The sequence below is a fragment of the Actinomyces capricornis genome (genome assembly GCF_019974135.1).
In the GTDB taxonomy this organism is placed as follows: domain Bacteria; phylum Actinomycetota; class Actinomycetes; order Actinomycetales; family Actinomycetaceae; genus Actinomyces; species Actinomyces capricornis.
This window is the reverse complement of record NZ_AP025017.1, coordinates 299,207-321,314: the sequence shown is the minus strand read 5'-3', so window position 1 is coordinate 321,314 and position 22,108 is coordinate 299,207. Positions and strand designations below refer to the sequence as shown.

The 22,108-nt window shown below is 71.1% G+C and carries 20 protein-coding genes and 2 tRNA genes; 16 read left to right on the top strand and 6 right to left on the bottom strand.

Going from position 1 to position 22,108, the window contains the following annotated elements; all coding sequences use genetic code 11:
• The first annotated feature begins 74 nt into the window (after nucleotides 1-74).
• From MANAM107_RS01340 to MANAM107_RS01330, 3 genes are read left to right on the top strand one after another with little or no spacing between them, the layout of a single operon-like run.
• The gene (locus MANAM107_RS01340) at nucleotides 75-593 is read left to right on the top strand and encodes a ribose-5-phosphate isomerase (protein WP_223910141.1); all 519 of its coding nucleotides are present in this window, start codon (nucleotides 75-77) and stop codon (nucleotides 591-593) included.
• A gap of 12 nt (nucleotides 594-605) precedes the next feature.
• On the top strand, nucleotides 606-1,619 hold the full coding sequence (locus tag MANAM107_RS01335) for an Fpg/Nei family DNA glycosylase (protein WP_223910138.1): 1,014 nt from the start codon (nucleotides 606-608) through the stop codon (nucleotides 1,617-1,619).
• Nucleotides 1,620-1,643: 24 nt separating this feature from the next.
• Nucleotides 1,644-2,945, top strand: a complete 1,302-nt coding sequence (locus MANAM107_RS01330; RefSeq protein WP_223910135.1) for an alpha/beta fold hydrolase — start codon at nucleotides 1,644-1,646, stop codon at nucleotides 2,943-2,945.
• A 31-nt stretch (nucleotides 2,946-2,976) separates the two neighbouring features.
• Here the strand turns inward: MANAM107_RS01330 and cysE are convergent, their stop codons facing one another.
• From cysE to MANAM107_RS01315, 3 genes are all read right to left on the bottom strand, one after another.
• A complete protein-coding gene (cysE, locus tag MANAM107_RS01325) occupies nucleotides 2,977-3,570 on the bottom strand; it encodes a serine O-acetyltransferase (protein WP_179900730.1) in 594 nt (197 codons plus the stop codon).
• A gap of 94 nt (nucleotides 3,571-3,664) precedes the next feature.
• Entirely contained in the window at nucleotides 3,665-4,594 is a 930-nt protein-coding gene (cysK, locus tag MANAM107_RS01320; RefSeq protein ID WP_223910132.1) for a cysteine synthase A, read from the bottom strand.
• 693 nt (nucleotides 4,595-5,287) lie between these two features.
• A complete protein-coding gene (locus MANAM107_RS01315) occupies nucleotides 5,288-6,007 on the bottom strand; it encodes an IMPACT family protein (RefSeq protein WP_223910129.1) in 720 nt (239 codons plus the stop codon).
• Between the two features lie 240 nt (nucleotides 6,008-6,247).
• Here MANAM107_RS01315 and rpmF point away from each other — a divergent pair, with 240 nt between their 5' ends.
• The 7 genes from rpmF (at nucleotide 6,248) to MANAM107_RS01280 (ending at nucleotide 11,143) form a co-directional block, all read left to right on the top strand.
• The gene (gene rpmF, locus MANAM107_RS01310; RefSeq protein ID WP_179899546.1) at nucleotides 6,248-6,412 is read left to right on the top strand and encodes a 50S ribosomal protein L32; all 165 of its coding nucleotides are present in this window, start codon (nucleotides 6,248-6,250) and stop codon (nucleotides 6,410-6,412) included.
• A gap of 37 nt (nucleotides 6,413-6,449) precedes the next feature.
• Nucleotides 6,450-6,520 (top strand) — tRNA-Gly (locus MANAM107_RS01305).
• 48 nt (nucleotides 6,521-6,568) lie between these two features.
• Nucleotides 6,569-6,642, top strand: a tRNA-Pro gene (locus tag MANAM107_RS01300).
• Between the two features lie 103 nt (nucleotides 6,643-6,745).
• A complete protein-coding gene (locus tag MANAM107_RS01295) occupies nucleotides 6,746-7,918 on the top strand; it encodes an MFS transporter (protein ID WP_223910126.1) in 1,173 nt (390 codons plus the stop codon).
• A gap of 187 nt (nucleotides 7,919-8,105) precedes the next feature.
• Entirely contained in the window at nucleotides 8,106-8,405 is a 300-nt protein-coding gene (locus tag MANAM107_RS01290; RefSeq protein ID WP_223910123.1) for an FMN-dependent dehydrogenase, read from the top strand.
• Nucleotides 8,406-8,718: 313 nt separating this feature from the next.
• Nucleotides 8,719-10,122 (top strand): trigger factor, encoded by a 1,404-nt coding sequence (tig, locus tag MANAM107_RS01285; RefSeq protein WP_223910120.1) that lies wholly within the window; start codon nucleotides 8,719-8,721, stop codon nucleotides 10,120-10,122.
• Between the two features lie 310 nt (nucleotides 10,123-10,432).
• Nucleotides 10,433-11,143: a histidine phosphatase family protein gene (locus tag MANAM107_RS01280; protein WP_223910118.1), complete on the top strand. Its 711-nt coding sequence runs from the start codon at nucleotides 10,433-10,435 to the stop codon at nucleotides 11,141-11,143.
• A 143-nt stretch (nucleotides 11,144-11,286) separates the two neighbouring features.
• Here the strand turns inward: MANAM107_RS01280 and MANAM107_RS01275 are convergent, their stop codons facing one another.
• Nucleotides 11,287-11,640 carry a cupin domain-containing protein gene (locus MANAM107_RS01275; protein WP_223910115.1) on the bottom strand — a complete coding sequence of 118 codons (354 nt, stop codon included), beginning with the start codon at nucleotides 11,638-11,640 and terminating at the stop codon, nucleotides 11,287-11,289.
• A gap of 268 nt (nucleotides 11,641-11,908) precedes the next feature.
• Between MANAM107_RS01275 and MANAM107_RS01270 the strand changes: the two genes are divergently transcribed.
• The 5 genes from MANAM107_RS01270 (at nucleotide 11,909) to MANAM107_RS01250 (ending at nucleotide 16,481) form a co-directional block, all read left to right on the top strand.
• Nucleotides 11,909-12,856 (top strand): hypothetical protein, encoded by a 948-nt coding sequence (locus MANAM107_RS01270; protein ID WP_223910112.1) that lies wholly within the window; start codon nucleotides 11,909-11,911, stop codon nucleotides 12,854-12,856.
• 259 nt (nucleotides 12,857-13,115) lie between these two features.
• Entirely contained in the window at nucleotides 13,116-13,745 is a 630-nt protein-coding gene (locus tag MANAM107_RS01265) for an ATP-dependent Clp protease proteolytic subunit (protein ID WP_308443628.1), read from the top strand.
• 3 nt (nucleotides 13,746-13,748) lie between these two features.
• On the top strand, nucleotides 13,749-14,447 hold the full coding sequence (locus MANAM107_RS01260; protein ID WP_223910109.1) for an ATP-dependent Clp protease proteolytic subunit: 699 nt from the start codon (nucleotides 13,749-13,751) through the stop codon (nucleotides 14,445-14,447).
• Between the two features lie 367 nt (nucleotides 14,448-14,814).
• Complete coding sequence (gene clpX, locus MANAM107_RS01255; protein ID WP_223910106.1) at nucleotides 14,815-16,113, top strand: ATP-dependent Clp protease ATP-binding subunit ClpX; 1,299 nt, start codon at nucleotides 14,815-14,817, stop codon at nucleotides 16,111-16,113.
• Complete coding sequence (locus MANAM107_RS01250; RefSeq protein WP_223910103.1) at nucleotides 16,110-16,481, top strand: chorismate mutase; 372 nt, start codon at nucleotides 16,110-16,112, stop codon at nucleotides 16,479-16,481. Before clpX ends, MANAM107_RS01250 begins: the two co-directional genes overlap by 4 nt.
• A 30-nt stretch (nucleotides 16,482-16,511) precedes the next feature.
• Here the strand turns inward: MANAM107_RS01250 and MANAM107_RS01245 are convergent, their stop codons facing one another.
• Both MANAM107_RS01245 and MANAM107_RS01240 read right to left on the bottom strand, forming a co-directional pair.
• Entirely contained in the window at nucleotides 16,512-18,401 is a 1,890-nt protein-coding gene (locus MANAM107_RS01245; protein ID WP_223910100.1) for an AMP-dependent synthetase/ligase, read from the bottom strand.
• 58 nt (nucleotides 18,402-18,459) lie between these two features.
• Nucleotides 18,460-20,355 carry an AMP-dependent synthetase/ligase gene (locus tag MANAM107_RS01240; protein ID WP_223910097.1) on the bottom strand — a complete coding sequence of 632 codons (1,896 nt, stop codon included), beginning with the start codon at nucleotides 20,353-20,355 and terminating at the stop codon, nucleotides 18,460-18,462.
• A gap of 408 nt (nucleotides 20,356-20,763) precedes the next feature.
• Between MANAM107_RS01240 and MANAM107_RS01235 the strand changes: the two genes are divergently transcribed.
• The gene (locus MANAM107_RS01235) at nucleotides 20,764-22,056 is read left to right on the top strand and encodes an ABC transporter substrate-binding protein (RefSeq protein WP_223910095.1); all 1,293 of its coding nucleotides are present in this window, start codon (nucleotides 20,764-20,766) and stop codon (nucleotides 22,054-22,056) included.
• The last annotated feature ends 52 nt before the right edge of the window (nucleotides 22,057-22,108 follow it).

Sequence of the window (22,108 nt, the reverse complement as noted above, 5' to 3'; positions counted from 1 at the left end):
GCGCCCTGCGAGCAGGACGGACCTCACGGCCCCGCTGCTGCGCGCAGGTGTTCGCGTGAGGCACAATCCCTGACATGCGTATCCACATCGCCTCCGACCATGCGGGCTTCGAGTTCAAGGCCGCCCTCAGCGAGCACCTGACGGGGCGCGGGCACGAGGTCATCGACCACGGCGCCTTCGTCTACGACCCCCAGGACGACTACCCCGCCTTCTGCCTGGCCTGCGGCGAGGCCGTGGTGGCCGACGCCGGGAGCTTGGGCGTTGTCCTGGGCGGCAGCGGCAACGGTGAGCAGATCGCCGCCAACAAGGTCGACGGCGTGCGCGCCGCCCTGGCGTGGTCGGTGGAGACCGCCCAGCTCGCCCGCCAGCACAACAACGCCAATGTGGTGGCCCTGGGAGGGCGCATGCACTCCCTGGACCGCGGCCTGGAGATCATCGATGCCTTCATCGCCGAGCCCTTCAGCGGTGATGAGCGGCACACGCGCCGCATCGCCCAGCTGGCCGACTACGAACTGCGCGCCCATGACGGGCTGGGGGCCGCCCAGGCCCCCGCGCCGGCCGCACCGCAGGACCCTGCCGACTCCCAGGACTGAGGGCCCCGGCCGATGCCCGAGGGCCATACCATCCACCGCCTCGCCGCTGCCCTGAGCGAGCTCTACGGCGGGCAGCCGCTGCGAGCCTCCTCCCCGCAGGGCCGCTTCGCCGCAGGCGCCGAGCGCCTCGACGGGCAGGTCATGCTCGGGGCCCAGGCCCACGGCAAGCACCTCTTCGTCCCCTTCGGCCCGCAGGCCGACCTCGCCGTGGATGATGAGGCCGTCACCTGGCTGCGCATCCACCTGGGCCTCTACGGCTCCTGGACCTTCGACGGGGACAGCCAGTTCACCGCGCCCCACGCCATCGGCGCGCCCCGGCGGCGGGTGGGGGAGCGGGGCGAGTACGCGCTGGCCCGCGGTGGGGGCTCGGCCCTGTCCGGTCTCAGGGGCGAGGATCCCCAGGCCGGGCCTGAGGGCGTCGCTGTGCCGGGGGATCCTGCCGCCCCGGCGCCGCTGCCATGGCAGCCGCCCGAGCCGCGCGGGGCGGTGCGCCTGCGGCTCCAGGGCGAGCACGGCGTCGCCGACCTCACCGGGCCCGCCGCCTGCGAGCTGCTCGACGCCGAGGGGGTGGCAGCCGTGCGGCGACGCCTGGGCCCCGACCCGCTGCGCCCCGACGGGGATGCGCAGGCCTTCGTCTCCGCGGCGCGGCGCCGGCGCAAGGCCGTGGGCGAGCTGCTCATGGACCAGTCGGTCCTGGCAGGAGCCGGCAACATCTACCGCGCCGAGACGCTCTTCCGCACCGGGACCAGCCCCTTCCGCCCCGGCAACCGGGTCAGCGAGCAGCGCCTGCGCGCCATCTGGGAGGACCTCAGGCCGCTCATGGAGTACGGGGTGGACACCGGCTTCATCACCACCGTCGATGAGCAGGATGTGCCCGAGCCTCTGCCCTCGGGCGACCAGGAGGCCGGGCGCTGGTACGTCTACCACCGCACCGGCCGGCCCTGCCTGCGCTGCGGGACGCCCATCGCCGAGAAGGAGGTGGCCGGGCGCCGTCTCTTCTGGTGCCCGCGCTGCCAGGCCCGCTGAGCGCTGTCGACCTAGAGTGCGTCCATGACGACCTCGCCCGCCTCGCTCCTGCACTCCACCGCCTGGTCCACGGCCACCGCCGGGCTCCTCACCCGCGAGCACCGCCTGGCCGTCCCCCTGGACCGCAGCGGCCAGGGGGACCGCATGCCCGACGGCGGGCTGACCCTGACCCTCTACGCCCGGGAGGTCGCACTGGCCGGCGAGGACCCGACCGCCAAACCGCCACTGGTCTTCCTCCAGGGCGGACCGGGATTCGAGGCACCGCGCCCCAGCGCCGATGCCGGCCTGGGATGGCTGGGCGCCGTCCTGGAGCACCACCGCCTCATCCTGGTCGACCAGCGCGGCACCGGCGCCTCCACCCCCATCGACCGCCCCGACGCCGGAGGGGAGGCCGCCGGCACGGCCCGCCTGCTCACCCATATGCGCGCCGATGAGATCGTGGAGGACTGCGAGGACCTGCGTCGCGGCCTGGGCCTGGAGCGCTGGAGCGTGGCGGGCCAGTCCTTCGGGGGCTTCTGCGTCACCCGCTACCTCTCGGCCCATGCCGGCAGCCTGGAGCACGCCTACCTCACCGGCGGCCTGCCCGCCGTGGGCCACGGCATCGAGGAGGTCTACGCCCTGACCTTCGAGGCGATGCGGGCGGCCAGTGAGGACTACTACGCCCGTCACCCCGCCGACCGCGACCGGATGGCCGCCCTCATGGAGGCCGCCGCCCGCGGCGAGATCCTCACCCCCGAGGGCCACCCGGTGGGCCCGGCCCGCCTGCGCGGCATCGGCATCGCCCTGGGCGCCAGCGGCGGCATCGACGCCCTCCACCACCTCCTGGAGGCCGACCCGGCCTCCGCGCGCTTCCGCCACGACCTGGCCGGGATGCTGCCCTTCGGCGCCCGCAACCCGCTCTACGCCGTCGTTCACGAGTCCTGCTGGGCCGATGGCGGGGTGACCGCCTGGGCCGCTGAGCGCGGCCTGCCGGCGGCCTTCGCCCAGGACCCCACCCTGCTCACCGGCGAGCACCTCAGCCACCCCCATCTGGCCGAGGACCCCCTGCTCGCCCCCTGGCTGGAGGTCGCCGACCTCCTGGCCGAGCAGGAGTGGCCGCGCCTCTATGAGGAGGACTCCCTGAGAGCCGCGCAGGTTCCCAGCGCGGCCGCCGTCTACGCCCGGGACGTCTTCGTGCCCATGGCGCTGTCCCTGGAGACCGCCTCCCTGATCCCGGGCCTGCGCACCTGGATCACCAGCGAGTACGAGCACAACGGATCGCGGGCCTCGGGCGGCGCGGTCTTCCGCCGCCTGCGCGACCTGGCCACCGGCGTGGTCCTGCGCTGAGCCGCCCGGAGCCCTCCTTCATCAGAGACGCTCAGATGTAGATGGTGGGGTCGAGCATGAGCTCGGGATCCGTGCGCGGATCGCGGGCCCGACTGGGCACGCCCACGGCCACATGCCCCTGGGGAAGGTTCTTGACCAGCACGGCATTGGCACCGATCTTGGCGCCGTCCTCCACCGTCACCGGCCCCAGGACCTTGGCCCCGGCCCCGATCTGCACGTTATTGCCGATGGTGGGGTGGCGCTTGCCCGGGTTCATCGAGACTCCGCCCAGGGTGACGCCGTGGAACATGAGGACGTCGTCGCCCACCTCCGCGGTCTCACCGATGACCACGCCCATGCCGTGGTCGATGAAGAAGCGCTCGCCGATCCTGGCGGCCGGGTGGATCTCGATACCGGTGGCGCCCCGGGCGATCTGGGCCAGTGCGCGCGCCGAGAAGTGGTGTCCGCGGTTCCACAGCTGGTGGGCGGCGCGGTAGGCCCACAGGGCATGCACCCCGGGGTAGAGCAGGGCGACCTCCAGGCTGGAGCGCGCCGCGGGGTCGCGCCTGCGTGCGGCGGCCAGGTCGCCGCGGGCCTGCTCCAGCAGGCGGCGTATCGGCGTGGCCGGTCTGGGCGGCTTGGGCATGGTGTTCTCCTCGATGGTGGGACGAGGCCGACCGGTGCGGCACGCCCGTGGTGCCCGCCCTGAGCGTGAGGGCGGGCACCACGGGCCCGTGGCTTTAGTTGAGCAGGTCCTGGAACAGCACCGTGGACAGGTAGCGCTCCCCGGTGTCGGGCAGGACCGTGACGATCGTCTTGCCCTCGAACTCGGGGCGCTTGGCCAGCTCGGCGGCCGCCGCCAGTGCGGCGCCGGAGGAGATGCCCACCAGCAGCCCCTCCTCGGCGGCGGCGCGGCGGGCGTAGGCGATGGACTGCTCCGAGCTGATGTGGAGCAGCTCGTCCCAGACCTGCTGGTCCAGGACCTCGGGAATGATGTTGGGGCCCATGCCCTGGATCTTGTGCGGGGACCAGGAGCCCTCGCTCAGCAGCGGGGACTCGGCGGGCTCGACGCCGTAGATCTTGACCTCAGGCTTCTCCCGGCGCAGCACCTGGCCCACACCGGTGAGGGTGCCGCCCGTGCCGATGCCCGCCACGAAGACGTCGAGCTCGCCGCCGGTCTGCTCCAGGATCTCCCGGGCCGTGGTCTCGCGGTGGACCTTAGGGTTGGCGGGATTGGTGAACTGGGAGGCCAGGATCGAGTTGGGGGTGGCGGCCTGGATCTCCTCGGCGCGCTTGACCGCTCCGGCCACGCCGCCCTCGGTGGTCAGCACCAGCTCGGCGCCGAAGGCGCGCATGATGGCGCGGCGCTCCTTGGAGAAGGTCTCGGGCATGGTGATGACCACCCGGTAACCCAGGGCGGCCCCCACCATGGCCAGGCCCACGCCGGTGTTGCCGGAGGTGGCCTCGATGATGGTGCCCCCGGGCTTGAGCTCGCCGGAGGCCTCGGCGGCGCGCACGATGGACAGGGCGATGCGGTCCTTGACGCTGGAGGCCGGCTCGAAGGCCTCCACCTTGGCCAGGACGGTGGCTGGAGCGCCGTCGGTGATGCGGTTGATGCGGACCAGGGGGGTGTTGCCGACGAGGCCGGTGACGTCGCTTGCGTAGGCCATGGTGATTCCTTTACTTCTGCTTCTGCGTGCGTGGGCGGGCTGGCAGGGCCTGGGCCGGTGCGGGGCCGGTTGCAGCGCCTGAGGGCAGTGCCGATCGGGGTCTGATCGGTGGCTGTGCCCACCGGGGCTCCGGGGTCCCGGAGTCGGCGTGAGAGCGCCGGCGGCACCAGACCTGTTCGAGGCGGGCCCGGGTGCGGTTCGCGGCCGCATGGGGTGGCAGCAGGATAGGGGCTGCACGGGGAGCGCCGGGCATGCGCGCAGCGACGCGCGCACTGGATATCGTGGCCTGGCGCCCTACCGACACCGACAGCAGGAGGACATGCGACGCATGACGGGCATGGCGGGAACAGCCCTCATGATGTCCTCCTTTCGAATCATCCCGGTCCCGGCTCCCGTGCTCCGGGTGCCCGGAGGGCCGCCCGGACGGGGCGTGGGGTTCGGTCGGTATGTGCAGCTCGGGCATGGAGCCCCTCTACGACGCCCATCGGCCACCGGCGTGGCGGCCTTCGAGTGACGGCGCTTGGCGGCACCCTACCGTCGTCCTGGGGTGTGGTGACCTGCAGGATCGCATCGTGGGCACTGTTTCGCCGTCGGCTTGACGGCCGCCGCATGTTCTGCTGGGTCACTCGCATCACGCTGGGCCGGTTCGTCCGTTCTGACCGGGCGGCATGCGTGTGAACCAGCAGAAGGCGTTCAGCTATGGGGCCACGGTGGCGGGGGCGCCGTCGGGGTCTCGATGAGGCGGCTGCCCGCGGGCTCGGGCACCGCCTGCCCCTGGGTGCGCGAGGCCAGGACCTCGGTCAGGGTGACGGCGTCGGGGGAGGTGGTGGTCAGGGTCAGGACGGCGTGGGTCGGCCCCCAGATGGTCTCCTGCGTGCCGATCCCCATCTGCGCGGGCAGTGCCCGCAGCTCGGCCTCCAGCCGGCCGGCCTGCGCGATGGGAATCCGGACCTCCCACAGGTGGACACTGCCCAGCGCTACCCACGACGCCGCGGCCAGGGCTCGGGAGGTGGCCTCGGAGTAGGCGCGCACCAGGCCGCCCGTGCCCAGCAGGGTGCCGCCGAAGTACCTGGTCACCACCACGACGGCGTTGACGGCCCCACTGCCGCGCAGGACCTCCAGCATGGGCTGGCCCGCGGTGCCCGAGGGCTCACCGTCGTCGCTGGAGCGCTCCACGGGCTGGGCGCCCTGCGGGGCCAGGAGGAAGGCCGAGCAGTGGTGGCGGGCGTCGGGGTAGGTCGAGCGGATGCGGGAGATGAAGGCCCTGGCCTCCTCCTCGGTGTCCGCGCGGGCGGCGCGCCCCAGGAAGTGGGAGCGCTTGACCTCCAGGTCGACCTGCGGGTGGTCGGTGCGCGCCGGGGCCAGGGGTGCCCGGGCTGAGGAGAACGGCTCGCTGGCCTGGGACGGGCTCATTCGCTCATCCTCCCATGGGGGAGAGCCCGACCGGTGAGGTGTCGCGGCGGGCGGGCCGGTAGGCGGGGGTCGGAGGCGGCCAGCGGTGGGTGGCTCGTCGGGGCCGGGTGACGGGACCGATGTCACATGGTCGACAGTGGTTTCGGGCTGGATGCCCCAGCCCCGGAGTCGTTATGGTGTCCCTCGGTCCAGTTTTCGCCGGATCGGATGATCCCCAGAATCTTTGAGAGGAGCGGCTCCATGGCAGTGCCCAAGCGGAAGATGTCCCGCAGCAACACCCGCAACCGCCGTTCGCAGTGGAAGGCCGAGCTCACCACGCTCGACACCATTCGTATCGGTGGCCGCAAGATCACTGTGCCCCGCCGTCTGGTGCGGGCCTACAAGGCCGGTCTCATCGAGCACTGAGGCCGGTGGTGGGGCTGGCAACCAGTCCCCACTCCTTGCGGGTGTAGCTCAATGGTAGAGCCTCTGCCTTCCAAGCAGATTGCGCGGGTTCGATTCCCGTCACCCGCTCTGAGAGTTACTCGGGGTCGTCGATCACGGCGGCCCCGACGGCTCTTCCGGGCTGTGGCGCAGTTTGGTAGCGCACCTGCTTTGGGAGCAGGGGGCCGCGGGTTCAAATCCCGCCAGCCCGACCCACCTCCTTCGGGCCCCGGCTCGACGTGACGACGCTGTTGACAGTGTGCCGCGGTCACGAGTGCCTGGCCTCCACACCTGCTTCGTGGATATGTGGACATGATGAGCCGCCGCTCCGCTTTCGTGCTGTCCGCCATCGCTTTGAGCGTCATCGGCGATTCGGTGGTCTACGTCCTGCTCCTGCTGTCGGCCTCGCGCCTGGCCGTCTCATGGTGGGTCACGGGCGTTGTCCTGGCGAATCTGCTCCCGCCCGTGCTGCTCGCCCCGATTCTCGGCTCACTGGTGGATCGCGCGACGGGGAGAACCGCCTGGATCTCGGCCATCGCGGCCTCCGCGCTGTGCGTGCTGGGGATGGCGGTGTCGACCCGTGCCTGGCTGGTGGTGGCCTGCGGCGCCCTGCAGTCGCTGTGCGCCGTTGTCGTGGCCGCCGGCTCCTTCGCCTTCCTGCCCAGGCTCCAGGGCATGACCCAGTCGCGGGCGAGCTCCTGGATTGTCGGGATGGGGGCGGTCGCCTCCATCGTGGGCCCGCCGGTGGCCGCACTGCTCTTCGGAGGTGGACGGATAGTCGCCTTCGGGGCCGTGGCGCTCGCCTTCCTCATCGCGGCACTGGCCATCGCCTGGCACGGGCCGGGCATGGGCCGGTTGGAGGTGGACAGGAGCACCCTGCCGGATGTGCGGGCAGGACTGGGGGCCGTGGCGCGGTCGGCCCCCGTGCGGCGCCTGCTGCCCTTCGTGCTCATCGTGGTCACCGCGACCTCCATCGAGGGCGTCGCCGGGGTCTACTACCTCCAGGACGTGGCCCAGGGGTATGTGGGCTATTCCCTCATGCTCGTGTGCTGGGCTGCGGGGACGCTGGCGGGCGCCGCGCTGGGGGCGCGGTATGAGTTGACGCCCAGTCGTGCCGCCTGCGTGGTCTACGGAGGGCTGGGCGTTTCGGTGGCGATCCTCATCGAAGGGGCGGTCGCCGTGCCCGCGGTCATCGCCGTGGTCTTCCTCGCCGGCGGCTTCGCCAACGCGATTCACAACATCGGTGTGCGCGACATGGTCTACAGCACTGTGGATGCGCGGCACCTCGGGCAGGCCTGGGCGATGGTGGGGGCCGGATTCTCCGCCTTCTCCGCGATCGGCAATGTGCTGGGCACCCCGGCGATCTGGGGAGGGGCGCGGCCCGCCGTGCTCATCGCCGGCGCGATCGGCACGCTTGCGGCGATTGCCACCATGCTGGCCCACCGCACGGTCGGTGCCCCGCAGGGGTCACAGTGTCACGATGCCTAAGGCCGTGCGGAGGCCTCGTTGATGGGGTCGCGCATGGACACGCCTCCCAGGCCTGGTCCGCTGCGCCATGTGATGCCCCTGCCTCCGAGGTGGCTGGACCGGCGCTGCGGCCGGGAAGGCCTGCGCTGACCAGGGCAGGACCAGGGGGAGAGGATGGCCGACCGCCCCCGAGGCTATCCTCGCAAGCATGCCCTCCTACCGCTCGATCCTCACCGTGACGGCCCTGCGCCCCGGTCGCGACCCGCGCGATGTCGAGACCGCGGCCCGCAGTGCCGTTAAGGCCACCACCGTCCTGGAGTCCTTCGACGTCGGCATCGTGGCCGGGCGGCCGCGCGTCACCGTCCGCTTCACCGGCGTCGATGATGCCGAGGCGCGCGAGGTCCACGAGCGCGTCCTGGCCGCGGTGCGCCAGGACGCCACCGTCCCGCAGGCCGTCCTGGCCCGGGTCAGCGGCGGGCGCAGCGTGCCGGTGCCCACCGTCCCGTAGCCCTGGGCCCGGGGCGCTGCGGTGGCGCCCCGCTGCGTGCCCGCGAGCCCGACCCGCCCCGGAGCGGCGGACCAGAGGCGCAGGCCGGCCTCGGGCTGTCACCGATCAGTTCGCCCGCTCAGTTCCCCGATCCGCCCGGGCCGGGCGCCGGGCCATGAGTGCGGGGCCGCCTGCGGAACCTGTGTCTAGGCTCATGAAAGCGCTGTCGCTGTCACGGTGCTGGTGCCCTAAGATGGCACGGATCGACGCCGGCAACGGGCGTCCGCCGGTGCCCGGCGTTTCCACCGACTCAGAACCTATGGGAGCAGCCCCCGTGAAGACCACTGTCGAGAACCTCGATCCCAGCCGTATCAAGCTGACCGTTGAGGTCCCCTACGAGGAGCTCCAGCCCAGCATCAACGCCGCCTACAAGGAGATCGGCTCCCAGATCCAGGTCCCCGGCTTCCGCCCCGGGCACGTGCCCACCCGGATCATCGACCAGCGGGTGGGCCGCGGCGTCGTTATCCAGGAGGCCGTCAACAACTCGCTGTCCGACCTCTACCGCGATGCGATCACCGAGGCCGAGCGCATCCCTATGCTCCAGCCCGAGGTCGAGATCACCGAGCTGCCCAATGTCGAGGGCGCCCCGGGCGGTGAGCTGGTCTTCACCGCCGAGGTCACCGTCCGCCCCGAGATCGAGATCCCCGCGCTGGAGGACATCGAGCTGTCCGTGGACGCCATCGAGGTCAGCGACGAGGAGCTGACCGAGGAGATGGACAATCTGCGCGCCCGTTTCGGCTCTCTGAAGTCGGTGGGCCGCAAGGCCAAGACCGGCGACTTCGTCACCATCGACCTCAAGGCCGTTATCGACGGCGAGGAGGTCGACTCGGTCTCCGGCGTCTCCTACGAGATCGGCAAGGGCAACATGCTCAAGGGCCTGGACACCGCCCTGCGGGGCCTGAAGACCGATGAGTCCGCCACCTTCACCACCGAGCTGGCCGGCGGCGAGCACGCGGGGGAGCAGGCCGAGGTCACGGTCACCGCCACCGCCGTCAAGCAGCGCGAGCTGCCCGAGGTCGACGACGAGTTCGCCGAGATGGCCTCGGAGTTCGACACCGTTGAGGAGCTGCGCGAGGACCAGCGCCGCCAGATCACCGAGCGCAAGACCAGCGAGCAGGCCGTGGCCGCCCGCGACGCGCTCCTGGAGCGCCTGCGCGAGAAGATCGACTTCGAGGTCCCCGAGGCCGTGGTCGAGCACGAGGTCGCCCAGCACCTCCAAGCCGAGGGCAAGGAGGGCGACGACGAGCACGGCAAGGAGATCCGTGAGGATGTCGCCAATGGTGTGCGCGAGCAGATCATCCTCGACGTCCTGGCCGAGCAGACCGAGGTGGGCGTGAGCCAGGAGGAGCTGTGGGACTTCCTGTTCCAGACCTCCCAGCAGTACGGCATCGAGCCCGCCCAGTTCATCCAGGGCGCCCAGCAGGCCGGCCAGATTCCCGCCTTCGTCTCCGAGATCGCCCGCAACAAGTCCCTGGCCATCGCCCTGCGCCGGGTCAGCGTCAAGGACTCCGAGGGCAAGGAGGTCGACCTGAGCGCCTTCATCGGCTCCGATGAGGCCGACGCCGCCGAGGTCGTCTCCGAGGTCGCCTCGCCCACCGACGTCGAGGCCGCCGGCTCGGGATCCTCGGCATCCTCCGCCTCCTCGGCCAGTGCCGCCAGCGCGGCCTCCGCCGGCTGAGTCCCGCCGCTCGATCCCGTCGGGCCCCTGCACCGCCTCCGGTGCGGGGGCCCGACGGCGTCCGGTGGCCCAACCCTCCCGGAATGCGGTTGGGGCGGTCCTAGCACCCGAGACGGGTGGGCCCGAATCTGGGACTTAGGGCTTCACCCGGGGCGGACGCCGACTATGGCATTGTCCACCTTCACCGGGATGGCAAGGCCCTGAGGCGGCGGTCATCGGCGGCATGACGGGGATAGGAGCCACTCGACGGCGCTGGCGGCGCTGACGGACAGCCCAGGACGGTACTCGCGCTCCTTGGAAGAATGCCTCTATGGCACGTGTGTTTGTTGTGACACCTCCCCAGGACGTGCAGCAGGTCCAGACCCTCGGCGCCCCGGTGGAGGACGAGGACTCCTCCCTGTCGCCCCAGGCGGTCCGCGACGCCCAGCTCGTCGCCGACCGCTTGCAGATGCTCATCCCCTTCGATGTCACCCCTGCCCTCTACACCTCGGACCGCTCCCGCGACTCTCAGACGATGGGCCTCATCGCCGAGGCTTTCGGCGCCTGCCCCACCTATCTCAGCGACCTGCGCGCCATGGGGCCCCTGCCCCCGCGGATCGCGGCGCAGGGCGGCGCTGGTGCTCTGGAGTCAGATGCTGTCGAGGCGGTGGGCCCTGCGACGCGGCCGGAAAGCCTTCCCCTGGAGCTCGGGCAGGACGGCCTGGGCCGGGCTCATCACGGTGATCGGGCGTGTCGCCAGGAGGGTCCGCCTGCCGAGGTCGTGGCCTCCCGGCGCGAGTGGGTGGAGCAGGCCTACCGGGCCATGGCGACGATCGAGTCTGACCCTGTCGACCAGCGGATCGTCGTCACCCATGGGGGCGCCTTCAGCGCGGTGGTGGCGGCCTGGCTGAGGATCCCGATCGAGGCGTGCTGCCAGATGCTCTTCCACGCCCAGCACGGCAGCATCACCGTGCTGGAGGAGGACGGGGAGCAGGACCGGGTCCTGCGCGCCCTGGGCGACACCGCCCACCTCATGGTCTAGGCGCGCCCGGGCGGGCGCGGAGGCTCCGCGCAGCGGGGCTCGGGGCGCCGATAGGAGTGCGCCGATGGGCGGGCCGCGCGCTGCGGGCGCGAGGGGACGCGCGGGCCGGCGCCCTCCCGCGCGTCCCCGGCCGGCGTGATCCCTCAGCCCTCGTGGCTCCGATCCCCGACCGCCACCATGACCAGCTGCATGCGGCAGGCGGTCACCGCCGTCAGGGCGTGGCGGTCGTCGGGCGCCAGGTAGAGGACGTCGCCGGCGCTCATGCGCTCGGTGCGGCCACCGACGGAGAAGTCCATCTCGCCCTCCAGGATGGTGACGACCACGGCCCTGGGGGAGGCGTGCTCGGTCAGCTCCTGACCGGCGTCGAAGGTGAACATGACCGTGCGCAGGACATCGTTGTTGACCACGACGCGCGAGGTGGTGGCGTCCTGGCTGATGGGCAGGGCCTGGCTCAGGCCCAGGCTGAAGAGGGACTCGCTGACGCCGGTGGTGGGCATGGGGCTCCTTGCTCGCGGTGGTGCACGATGACGCCCCCACTCTAGAGGGCCGTAGCCGGCTCCGCCCTATGTGCCGCGTTTCGCTGGCTCAGCCGCATCCCGCCCGGTCAGATCGGGCGTTCTGAGCCGGCGGTGAGCGTGTGAGCCAGCGGGAATCGCATGATCACGCGGGATGCCGATCTCCACAATCGAGGTTTTGACGGGGCCGATCCACAGGGATGGATGGGTCGCCTGCAGCCGACCCATGACCGGGTGCACCGTGGGAGCCATGAACCGCAGGATCGCCAGCCCCCTCGATCTCATCACCCGCCAGGACGCCGTCATGCGAGGAGCGCCGGCCGACTCCCTGAGCCGGCGCAGCCGCGGGTCCCAGGCCGACCTCATCCGCCTGCGCCGAGGCGTCTATGCGCGCAGGGACCAGTGGAAGGGTCTGCGCCCCGAGCTCCAGCACCTGGCCCGCATCTGCGCCAGCCGAGCCTGCGGACGGTCACGGGGCTCCGGGGCGGCGCTCGCCCGGGAGTCCGCGGCCATCATCCACGGACTGCCCATGATCGGCCCCCTGCCCGATCGCCTGCAGTACGCCTCACCGGGCGCCAGTGGGGGAGAGGTCAATGCCGTCTCCCGCCTCCTGCCCGCCCCGGAGGCAACCCCGGTGGAGGTGGTGGACGGACTGGTGGTGGTTGACGCCGTGCACACCGCCGCCGAGCTCATGCGCCGCCGGCCCTTCCGCTCCGGCCTGGTCACCGCCGACCACGTTCTGCGCGAGGGCATGGCCACCGTCGAGGAGCTCACCGGGGTCATCGCCTCCGGCTCCAGGCGGCACGGCAATGCCCGGGCGGCGCTGTGCCTGCGCTACGCCGACCCCGCCTCGGAGTCGGTCGGCGAGTCGCTGAGCCGGGCGGTGATGATCGAGCACCGCCTCCCCCTGCCGCGGCTGCAGGAGACCTATCGCGCGCAGGACGGATCACTCCTGGGTCGGGTGGACTTCGTGTGGCCCGAGCACGGGGTCATCGGCGAGTTCGACGGGGCGGTGAAGTACTCCCGCCAGCTCGCCGTCGCAGACCCGTGGCAGACGGCCCAGGCGGAGCGGCTCCGGGAGAACCGCCTGGAGCGCGCCACCGGGATGAGGGTGGTGCGCTGGATATGGAGGGACGCCTTCGAGACCGAGCCGCTCCTGAGGATCCTGGCCTCCGTCGGGCTGCTGCCCGGGCACTGACGGGTCAGTCGCATTCTGCTGGGTCACTCCCATTTCGCCCGGCCAGATCGGGCGTTCTGGGCCAGCGTGATGCGTGTGGGCCAGCGGGGAGCGTGTGAGCCGGCGGGATGGCAGGGCGGGCAGGATCGCCAGGGCCCTCAGGGCCGGCGGATACCGGTTCGATGAGCACCTGCGCCGTGGGCGAAAAGGCCGTCAGCGCGGGCATGAAGGCCCCTGCCGGAGGGTTAGCGTTGGCGACATCGATTATGGAAGGACTGACGTGAGCGAGCTCTACACGCCTGCCGCACCCCGAGCGGCTGACGGCAACGGTGCGGGCCTGGGCCTGACCGACTCCATCTACAACCGCCTGCTCAAGGAGCGCATCGTCTGGCTCGGCTCCGAGGTGCGCGACGCCAACGCCAACGCCATCTGCGCCCAGATGCTGCTGCTGGCCGCGGAGGACCCTGAGCGGGACATCTACCTCTACATCAACAGCCCCGGCGGCTCGGTGACCGCCGGCATGGCCATCTACGACACCATGCAGTACGTCCAGCCCGACGTCGTCACGGTCGCCACCGGCCTGGCCGCCTCCATGGGGCAGTTCCTGCTCTCCGCGGGCGCCAAGGGCAAGCGCTACCTCACCCCCCACGCCCGGGTGCTCATGCACCAGCCCTCCGGCGGGGCCGGCGGCTCGGCCACCGACATCCGCATCAACGCCGACCTCATCATCAAGATGAAGCAGGAGCTGGCCGAGATCACCGCGGCCAACACCGGCCACACGGTGGAGCAGATCATCGCCGACTCCGACCGCGATCACTGGTTCTCCGCCCAGGAGGCACTGGAGTACGGCTTCGTCGACCACATCGTGCGCTCCAGCCGGGAGATCGGCCAGCAGAACGGGGGGAACTGACCCATGACCACTCGCCCCTACTTCGAGGCCATCGCCCGCCAGGCCGAGCGCGCCGCGCACAGCGGCCAGGCCGGCCCCCTGCCCTCCTCCCGCTACGTGCTGCCCCAGTTCGAGGAGCGCACCGCCTACGGCTTCAAGCGCCAGGACCCCTACGCCAAGCTCTTCGAGGACCGCATCGTCTTCATGGGAGTGCAGGTCGACGACGCCAGCGCCGACGACATCATGGCCCAGTTGCTCGTCCTGGAGTCCCAGGACCCCGACGGGCTCATCACCATGTACATCAACAGTCCCGGCGGCTCCGTCACCGCGCTGACCGCCATCTACGACACCATGCAGTACATCAAGCCCCAGGTGCAGACGGTGTGCCTGGGCCAGGCGGCCTCCGCCGCCGCGGTGCTGCTGGCCGCCGGCAGTCCGGGCAAGCGCCTGGCCCTGCCCAACGCCCGCGTCCTCATCCACCAGCCGGCCCAGGACAGCGTACACGGCCAGGCCAGCGACATCGAGATCATCGCCGACGAGATCGACCGCATGCGCGCCTGGCTGGAGGACACCCTGGCCTTCCACACCGGGCGGGACCGCGAGCTCATCCACAAGGACCTGGAGCGCGACAAGTTCCTCAGCGCCCAGGCGGCCCTGGACTACGGCATCGTGGATCAGGTGCTCACCTCCCGCAAGGCCCCGGCCTCCCCGCACTCCTCCTGAGTGCTGCTGAGCACTGCTGAGTGCTCCGGAGTCGGGCACTCACGTGCTCGACGACGTCACCGGCGCCCGGCTCCACGGTGCCCGCCCCCGCGGCGCGCCCCACCGAGCCGGGCGCCGCTCTGCGTGGCCGGCCGACGGCGGTGGATCGGCCCCAGCAAGGTGGCGAGGTCGTGGAACGGAGTCGGTGCCGGGGAGGAGCAAGGACGACTTGCCCATTCCCCCCATTGGGGTGGTACCGAGGTGAGGAACATGGCATATTGCGGACGGACACGCCGAGACGCCCAGGGCGCGCCCTCCCATGGCACCCGTAGGCTGAGGCCCGGGCCCCAGGGTCCTGGAGGTTACCCCGATCCGGAGGAGATGAACCGTGGCACGCAACGCTGAGAGCGTCGATCTGCTCAAGTGCTCCTTCTGCGGCAAGAGCCAGAAGCAGGTCAAGAAGCTCATCGCCGGTCCGGGGGTCTATATCTGCGATGAGTGCATCGAGCTGTGCAATGAGATCGTCGATGAGGAGCTCAGCGACTCCGGTGCGGGCGTCCCCCTGGAGCTGCCCAAGCCCCAGGAGATCTTCGACTTCCTCAACCAGTACGTCATCGGCCAGGAGGCCGCCAAGCGCGCCATGAGCGTGGCCGTCTACAACCACTACAAGCGGGTCCAGGTGCGCGAGCGCTCGGTGGCCGAGGGCGATGGCCTGGAGCTGGGCAAGTCCAACATCCTCCTGCTGGGACCCACCGGAACCGGGAAGACCCACCTGGCCCGCACCCTGGCCCGCCTCCTGGACGTCCCCTTCGCCATCGTCGACGCCACCGCCCTGACCGAGGCCGGGTATGTGGGCGAGGACGTGGAGAACATCCTGCTCAAGCTCATCCAGGCCGCCGACGGGGACGTCAAGCGGGCGGAGAAGGGCATCATCTACATCGACGAGATCGACAAGATCGGCCGCAAGGCGGAGAACCCGTCGATCACCCGGGATGTCTCCGGTGAGGGCGTCCAGCAGGCCCTGCTGAAGATCATCGAGGGCACCACCGCCTCCGTGCCGCCCGGCGGTGGGCGCAAGCACCCCCACCAGGAGTTCCTGGAGATCGACACCACCAACGTCCTGTTCATCGCCGCCGGCGCCTTCGCGGGTATCGAGGACATCGTGCGCCAGCGCCAGCGCAAGGAGTCCGGCTCCCAGTTCGTGGGCTTCGGCGCGGACCTGTCGGCCTCGCGGGACGAGGATGTCTTCTCCTCCCCGGTCCGGCCCGAGGACCTCCACAAGTTCGGCCTCATCCCGGAGTTCATCGGCCGTCTGCCGGTCATCGCCACGGTGCAGAACCTGGGCGTCCCCGAGCTCGTGCGGGTGATGACCGAGCCCAAGAACGCCCTGGTCTCCCAGTACCAGTACCTCTTCAGCCTCGACGGCGTCGAGTTGGAGCTGACCGAGGAGGCCATCGAGGCCGTCGCCTCCCTGGCGCTGGAGCGCCAGACCGGGGCTCGGGGGCTGACCTCGATCGTCGAGGAGGTCCTGGGCCAGGCCATGTTCGAGGTGCCCTCCATGCCAGAGGTGGGGCGCGTGGTGGTCGATGCCGACGCCGTGCGCGGGCAGGGCCGCCCCCGCTACGAGGCGGGATCGGGCACCCTGCGGGCCGCCTCGAAGGCGGGGGAGAGGACTCGCACCGCATGAGTGGCCAGCAGGTCGCGGGTCACGGCTGGGATGCCGTGCCCGCCGTCGGTGGCGAGCCCGCGGTCCTCCGCGAGGTCCCCCCGCAGCTGGCCCGCTACCGCGCCACCATCGACAACCTCGACGCCGCCCTGGTGCACCTGCTGGCCGAGCGCTTCCGCTGCACCCAGCAGGTCGGCCACCTCAAGGCCGAGCTGGACCTGCCGCCGGCCGACCCCGAGCGCGAGGCCCGCCAGATCGCCCGGCTGCGGGAGCTGGCGCGCGAGTCGGGCCTGGACCCGGTCTTCGCCGAGAAGTTCTTCTCCTTCGTCGTCGCCGAGGTGATCCATCACCACGAGAAGATCCGCGCCGGGGGCGGGCAGGAGCACTGAGGGCCGCCGGGCGGACCGGCCCACCTGTCCTCAGGCCCGCGCCCCGCGGTCGGGCAGCCGCGTGTAGAGCTCGTCGATCTCCTCGGCGAAGCGAGTGAGCACCTCCTCGCGCTTGACCTTGAGCGAGGGCGTGAGCAGGCCATTGGCCACCGTGAAGTCGGTGGGCAGGATGGTGAAGGTGCGGATGGACTCCGCCCTTGAGACGGACTCGTTCGTGCGGGTCACCGCCCGCTCCAGGGCCGCGCGCACCCGCGGATCCCGTGTGGCGTCGACGACGTCCATCTCCGCCAGCCCATGAGAGCTCAGCCACAGGGGAAGCATCTCGGCGTCCAGGGTCAGCAGCGCACCCACGCAGGGGCGGTTGTCCCCCACGACGAGCACCTGGCTGACCAGCGGGTGTCCCCGCAGACGGTCCTCCAAGGGGGCCGGCGCCACGTTCTTGCCACCCGCGGTGACGATGATCTCCTTCTTGCGCCCGGTGATCCGCAGGAAGCCGCCGGCCTCGAAGGAGCCCAGGTCCCCGGTGCGCAGCCACCCGTCCTCGGTGAAGGCCTCCCGGGTCTCCTCGGGCGCCTCGTGGTAGCCGGTGAAGGTGCCGATGCCCTTGACCAGGACCTCCCCGTCGTCGGCGAGGCGCACCGAGCAGCCCGGCAGGGGCAGGCCGACGGTGCCGATGCGGGTGGCGCTGGGCAGGTTGACGGTGCACGGGCCCATCGTCTCGGTCAGGCCGTAGCCCTCTAGGACGCTGACCCCCGCTCCCCGGTAGAAGTGCCCCAGGCGCTCGCCCAGGGGCCCTCCACCGGAGATGACGTAGGAGACGCGCCCACCCAGGATCGCGCGCAGCTTGCTGAAGACCAGGCGGTCGAAGGCGGCGCGCTGGGCGCGAAGGCCCCGCGAGGGCCCCGCGGGGGTGTCCAGGGCGCGGGAGTAGGCGATGGCCGTCTTGGCGGCCATGCGGAAGACCTTCTGGCGGGTGCCGGTGGCCCGGACATCGGCGGCGTTGTAGATCTTCTCGAAGACCCGGGGCACCGCCAGGACGGCGGTGGGGCGGAAGGACTCCAGGTCGGTGACGAGGTTGCGCACATCGGGCACATGACCCAGCACGCCGGCGGCCGAGCACACGATCGCGATCTCGATGAAGCGCCCCAGCACGTGGGCCAGGGGCAGGAAGAGCAGGATGCGCACCTCCGGCGCCTTCATCACCTCCGGGACGTGCTCGCACACATTGGCGCACAGCTGGACCAGGTTGCCGTGGCTGAGCTCGGCGCCCTTGGGGCGGCCGGTGGTGCCCGAGGTGTAGACGATCGTGGCGGTGGTCGAGGAGGTCAAGGCTGCGGTGCGACGGTCCAGCTCTGCGGTGTCGACGCCCTTGCCGGCCTTGGTCAGCTCCAGGACCGCCTCCCGCTCCAGGCACAGCACCTGGAGGTCGGCGAGCTCGGGGACGCTGCCGCGCAGGGAGGCCACCATGGTCTCCATGGCCTCGTTCTCCACCAGCACCAGGCGCACATCCGAGTTGGTGAGGATCCACTGGGCCTGATCGGCTGAGGAGGTCTCGTAGATGGGAACGACGACGAGGCCCGCCTCCCAGGCGGCGAAGTCCATGAGGGTCCACTCGTAGGAGGTGTGGGCCATGATGCCCACGGCCTGGCCCGGCTGGAGGCCCTTGGCCACCAGGCCTGCCGCGACCTCGCGCACCTGGGCGCGGAAGGTCCTGGCACTGACCTGGCGCCAGCTGCGCCCCAATGAGGCCTTGCGGGCGATGAGGGTCCCGCTCGGGTTGCGGCGCTCACGCTCGGCCAGCGCCCAGGGGGCGGTCATCCCCGAGTGCACGGGCAGGCAGAGGCGGGTGGAGAACTCCCGGGCCTGGGTGGACTGGGATGCGCCGGGCTCATGGGGCTGGGGGGCGGTGCGGTGCGGCATGGGCCAAGTATGCCGCCTCCTTCGGCGCCCCATGGAGGTAGGCCGACGGCGTCGGGCCTCAGGAGGCGTCGGGGCCCTTGCGGGAGCCGCTGTAGATCTCGGCAATGGTCTGGGCGTGGGCCCTCATGACCTCGGCCCGCTTGACCTTGAGGGAGGGGGTCAGCAGGCCGTTGGCCTCGGTGAAATCGGTGGTCAGCACCCGGTAGGAGCGGATGGACTCCGCGCGCGAGACGGCCCGGTTGGTGCGCGCCACCGCCCGGTCCAGGGCCGCCAGGACCTGGGGGTGGGTGGAGGCCTCGACCACGCCCATCTCGGGCAGCCCGTGGTTGCGCAGCCACTGGGGCAGCATCTCGCGGTCCAGGGTGATGAGGGCTGAGATGAAGGGCTCGCCGTCACCCAGGGCCACGACCTGGCTGACCAGCGGGTGGCCGCGCAGGCGGTCCTCCAGGATGCTGGGCGCCACGTTCTTGCCGCCGGCAGTGATGATGAGCTCCTTCTTGCGCCCGGTGATGCTCACGTACCCGTCGGCGTCCAGGGAGCCGATGTCGCCGGTGCGGAACCACCCGTCGGGGGTGAAGGACTCTTCATTGGCCTGGGGGTTGTTGTGATAGCCGGAGAAGACGCCCAGGCCGCGGACCTGGATCTCGCCGTCCTCGCCGATGCGGATCTCGTTGCCGCACACGGGCGGGCCCACGGTGCCGATCTTGTTGAGCCAGTCGGGATTGACCGAGACCGGGCCGATGGTCTCGGTCAGGCCGTAGCTCTCCAGGATCATCAGTCCCATGCCGCGGTAGAAGTGCCCCAGGCGCAGGCCCAGGGGGCCGCCGCCGGAGATGATGCAGCGCGCGTGGGGGCCCAGCAGGGCCCGGATCTTGCGGAAGACGAGGCGGTCGGCAAGGCGGTGGGCGCTGCGCAGGGAGCGCGAGGGGCCCTCGGGGGCCTCCAGGGCCCGGGAGTACTCGATGGCCACCTTCGCGGCCCACCGGAAGAGCTTGAGCCTGGCACCGCTGCCGGCCTTGGCGTCGGCGGCGTTGTAGATCTTCTCCAGCACCCGGGGGACGGCCAGCACATAGGTGGGGCCGAAGAAGGAGAGGTCGGCCAGGAGGGTCTTGACATCCGGGGTGTGCCCCAGGACGCCGTCGCCGGCCAGGGACAGCAGCTGGAGGCAGCGCGCGTAGACGTGGGCCAGTGGCAGGAAGAGCAGCAGGCGCACGTGGGGGCCCTCCAGGACGCCGGGCAGGTAGCGCACCCCGTGGTAGGGGATGCCCACGGCGTTGCGGTGGGTGAGCTCCACGCCCTTGGGGCGCCCGGTGGTCCCGGAGGTGTAGATGATCGAGTACAGGTCGTCGACCCTGAGGGCCTCGGTGCGCTCATCGACCTGCGCCGCGGTGATGTCCCGGCCGGCCTCGATGAGCGCGGTGATGGCGTCGGCGTCCAGGGCCAGGACGTCGACCTCCTGGCTCGTGCGCTGCGCGGCGCCGCGCACGAGCTCGGCCAGGGCCCCGCTCTCGGTGATGACCATGCGCACCTGCGCGTCGGTGAGGATCCATTCGATCTGCTCGGCCGAGCTGGTCTCGTAGATGGGCACCGAGACCAGGCCCGCCCGGGCAACGGCCATGTCCAGCAGGAACCAGTCGTAGGAGGTGTGGGCCATGATGCCCACGGTCTGGCCCGCCTGGAGGCCCCGCCCGATGAGGCCGGCGGCCACGCGCGCCACCTCCTGGCCGAAGGTGCGGGCCGAGACCTCCTGCCAGGTCCCGGTCACCGCCGACTTGCGCGCCACCAGGGGGGCATCGCCGCTGCGGGCGATGCGCTGGGCCAGCATCCAGGGCACGGTCCAGTGCGGCTCGGGGGCGAAGGGGATCTCGGTGGCCGAGACTCCGTCGACGACGGCGGCCGGGTACTGCGACGGTCGCGCGATGGTCTGGGAGGAGGAGTCGTTGCGGGTGCTCACCCCGCCATTGTCGCAGGGGCGGAGAGGCCGTCAGGCCGCCCAGGGGCACAGAAGTGCAGCGGCGCTGTGGAGGATTTCACAGGATCGGCCGGCCCTGCCCGTCCACCCCGGCGGCCCGGGCCGGGCTCCTCGGGTCCCTGGGGCGGGAGTCCTGAGCCGCTGTGAGGGGCGGGGGAGAGGAGGCGGTGCGGGTCGGTCGCGATGCCGGTACCCGGCCCCGGCGGGTGGGGCGGCTGGCAGGGGCGGCTGGCCGCCCGTGGCTGCCGGTTCTGCGGCGGCGCGCGGAATTGACCGCGTCTGTCACTCCACGGTAACGTGTCCTCTGACACACAGTCGACGCGCGTCGACTGCGGATGGGGAGCGCGGATCTGCCGCTCCCTCTCACGGGAGTTTCAAGGAGGAAACACTATGGCTACCTTTCCCCGCCGCCGTTTCATGCAGGGATCGACGCTAGCGATCGCGCTGGCATGCGCGGCCGCCTGCTCCAACAAGGGCTCCGGATCCTCGTCCGGAGGGCCGGTCGCCTTCGAGGGGACCGGGCCGATCACCTGGGTGCAGGGCAAGGACAACTCCGGGGGCAAGGTCCAGGAGCGCATCGATGAGTGGAACAAGCTCTACCCCGACGAGGAGGTCAAGCTCATCGAGCTGTCGGCCGAGGCCGACCAGCAGCGCAGTGAGTTCATCAACAACGCCCAGACCGGCTCCAGCAGCTACGACGTCATCTCCGTGGACAACATCTGGGTCTCGGAGTTCGCCGCCAACCAGTGGATCGTCGAGCTGCCGGCCGATGAGCTGAAGAACGACGACATCATCCAGGCGGTGTGGGACACGGGCGTGTACCGCGAGAAGTTCTACGCCATGCCCTTCGCCACCGACGCCCCCATCATGTTCTACCGCAAGGACCTGCTGGATCAGGCCGGTGCGAAGGTGCCCACCACCTGGGACGAGGTCAAGGCCGCCGTCGACGCCGTGCGCAAGCTGGAGGGCTATGAGTCCATCGGCGGCTTCGGCGGGCAGTGGGCCAAGTACGAGGGCCTGACCTGCAACATCTCGGAGTTCATCCACACCGCCGGCGGCGCCTTCTACGACGAGCAGGGCAAGCTCATGCTCAACTCCCCCGAGAGCATCGCCGGGATGACCAACGCCGTCAACGGCTTCAAGGACGGCTACATCCCCAAGGAGGCCCTGGAGTGGAAGGAGGAGGACGGGCGCAACGCCTTCGAGTCCGGCAAGGTCCTCTTCTACCGCCAGTGGCCCTACCAGTACGCCAACAACCTGGAGAACCTGGGCACGGAGAAGTTCGGCGTGGCCGCCCTGCCCAGCATCGACGGCAAGGACTTCGTGCCCACCCTGGGCGGCCACAACTGCGGCATCACCACGAACTGCAAGAACAAGGCCACCGCCCTGAAGTTCGTCAAGTGGTTCACCAATGAGGAGTCCGAGCGCTACGCCCTGGACACCCAGACCCTGGCCCCCATCCTGGGCTCCCTCTACGAGGACGCCGAGATGCTGGAGAAGTTCCCCTACCTGCCGATCCTCAAGGACTCCCTGGACAAGGCCAAGGGCCGCCCCCACGCCGTGCAGTACGGGGACGTGACCGCCGCCATCCAGGACGCCACCTACCCGGCCATCAAGGGGGAGACCACCGCCGAGGAGGCCATCAAGTCCATGGAGACCACCCTCCAGGGCATCGAGAGCTGACCCCGAGTCGAGCTGTCAGCAGACCCAGATAGTGCGGGCGGCGGGCCCGCGC